4 protein-coding genes and 2 tRNA genes are annotated in these 1,842 nt (G+C 43.5%); all 6 read left to right on the top strand.

Annotation, left to right across the window (positions count from 1 at the left end; genetic code table 11):
- The first annotated feature begins 24 nt into the window (after window positions 1-24).
- Window positions 25-101: transfer RNA gene (locus DW793_RS14100), tRNA-Ile, on the top strand.
- Between the two features lie 13 nt (window positions 102-114).
- Window positions 115-190, top strand: a tRNA-Trp gene (locus DW793_RS14095).
- Between the two features lie 149 nt (window positions 191-339).
- Window positions 340-672 (top strand): IS66 family insertion sequence element accessory protein TnpA, encoded by a 333-nt coding sequence (locus tag DW793_RS14090; protein WP_118158524.1) that lies wholly within the window; start codon window positions 340-342, stop codon window positions 670-672.
- Window positions 662-1,018, top strand: a complete 357-nt coding sequence (gene tnpB / locus DW793_RS14085; protein WP_118158523.1) for an IS66 family insertion sequence element accessory protein TnpB — start codon at window positions 662-664, stop codon at window positions 1,016-1,018. Before DW793_RS14090 ends, tnpB begins: the two co-directional genes overlap by 11 nt.
- 131 nt (window positions 1,019-1,149) lie before the next feature.
- Window positions 1,150-1,560: a transposase gene (locus DW793_RS14080; protein WP_252969916.1), complete on the top strand. Its 411-nt coding sequence runs from the start codon at window positions 1,150-1,152 to the stop codon at window positions 1,558-1,560.
- A gap of 59 nt (window positions 1,561-1,619) precedes the next feature.
- A partial coding sequence (locus tag DW793_RS14075) for a transposase (protein WP_147342231.1) occupies window positions 1,620-1,842 on the top strand: 223 nt, incomplete at its 3' end.

The following is a 1,842-nucleotide window of genomic DNA, read 5'->3' as shown; positions in this document are numbered from 1 at the left end:
CTTGCTATTTTTTTTGCTCTATGTGGACCATTAGCTCAGTTGGTTAGAGCAACCGGCTCATAACCGGTGGGTCCGGGGTTCGAGTCCCTGATGGTCCACCACATTTTTTTATCTAGGGGTATAGCTCAGTTGGTAGAGCAGCGGTCTCCAAAACCGCGTGCCGAGGGTTCGAATCCTTCTGCCCCTGCCATATTAGTGCAATGAAATAGATGCATCCGAAGAAAAGCTCGTATTTACGGGCTTTTTTTTGTCCCCACCCAACAACCCACCACCCTACCCAACGAACACCAAATAGACTAAATTAGAAGTAAGAAAAAAGTCTAATTGGAGTTGATCAGAATGAACGAAATAGCAAGGATAAAGAACGAAGTCAGACTAAAGCAATGGGCAGAAATGGTGCAACTCAGAAATGAAAGCGGCTTGAACGTTTCACAGTGGTGCAGACAGAATGGCATAAATCAGAAAACCTATTACTACCGCCTGAATCGGGTGCGTAAGGCTTTGTGCGGCGAAGTTGAAAAGCATGAGATCGTTCCGGTAAGTACTGAACCGGAAATCGCAGTATCACACGAACAGATATCTTTGTCCGTAGGAAACGTAGTCGTCAATCTGCCCGAAGATTTCAATTCGGAAACCCTCAGACGATTGCTGGTGGTTTTGAATGATAGGTGATGTGAGCCATGCGGAGCATATCTACATTGTGTGCGGATACACTGATATGCGTAAGGCAATAGACGGACTTGCGGCTATCGTGCAGCAGAATTTTGGACTCGATGTTTTTTCAGGAAGCCTCTTTCTGTTCTGCGGGAAACGATGTGACCGCATCAAAGCTCTGATCTGGGAAGAAGACGGTTTTGTACTGCTTTACAAACGCTTGGAAAACGGAAAATACAAATGGCCGAGAGATTCAAATGAGGCTAAGTTGATAACTCAGAAAGAATTTCGCTGGCTGATGGAAGGTCTTTCGATAGATCAAAAAACAGCCATCAAACCTGCAAAGAAAGGAAAAGTGTGCTGAGTTTTCAACAGAAAAAATGAACATATAGGTTGATAATATTTCTATGCCCGAAACGTCTGATTTTAATAGACTTTTCGGGCTTTTTATGATAAAATATATACAGTGAGATCTTACTTTTGGAGGCGAGTGCAGTGATAGAAAAAGGTAATATGACAGACGCAGAATATATCGCTGTACTTGAAAAAGAGATCAGAAAGCGTGATAAGAAGATAGACAAATTAGAGGTCGAAAATGAATGTCTCAGAAAAGATAATCATATCTTCCTTGAAGCGCTGATACTCTCTAAGCATAAAATATTCGGAGCATCAAGCGAGCGAACCGAATGTGAAGATCAGCAATCTTTCTTCAACGAGGCCGAACAGGAATATGCAGAGAAAACGGAAGAGCCTGTAAAGAAGGACGTCAAGGGTTATGTCAGAAAAAGCGCAAAGACAAAACGTGATGAGGTCATAAAGAACATCGAGACCGAGGTCATCACCTGCACTATACCCGAAAATGAGCAGATATGCCCTCGCTGCGGAAGTCATATTAATCCTGTATAATAAAACTTGACACATAAAAAACAATCAAAGTATAATAAAAACAAAGGAGTGTGTCATCAATGGGAACAGGAAAACAATATGATGAAGAGTTTAAAAAGCAGGCAATAAAGCTCGCAAAGGAGATTGGCACCAAGGCAGCAGCAGATGAGCTGTGCATCCCCAAAGGGACGCTGGGGACGTGGGTGCAAAAGGCACGGATCGGGGAAATAGACACAGGTGCAGGCTCACGTACACCGGGAGAGTCACTTACTATCGCACAGCAGCTCCAGGCAGCGAACAAAC

This window comes from Ruminococcus sp. AM31-15AC, assembly GCF_003462045.1.
Taxonomy (GTDB): Bacteria; Bacillota; Clostridia; order Oscillospirales; family Ruminococcaceae; genus Hominimerdicola; species Hominimerdicola aceti.
This window is presented reverse-complemented; position numbering and strand designations above follow the sequence as displayed.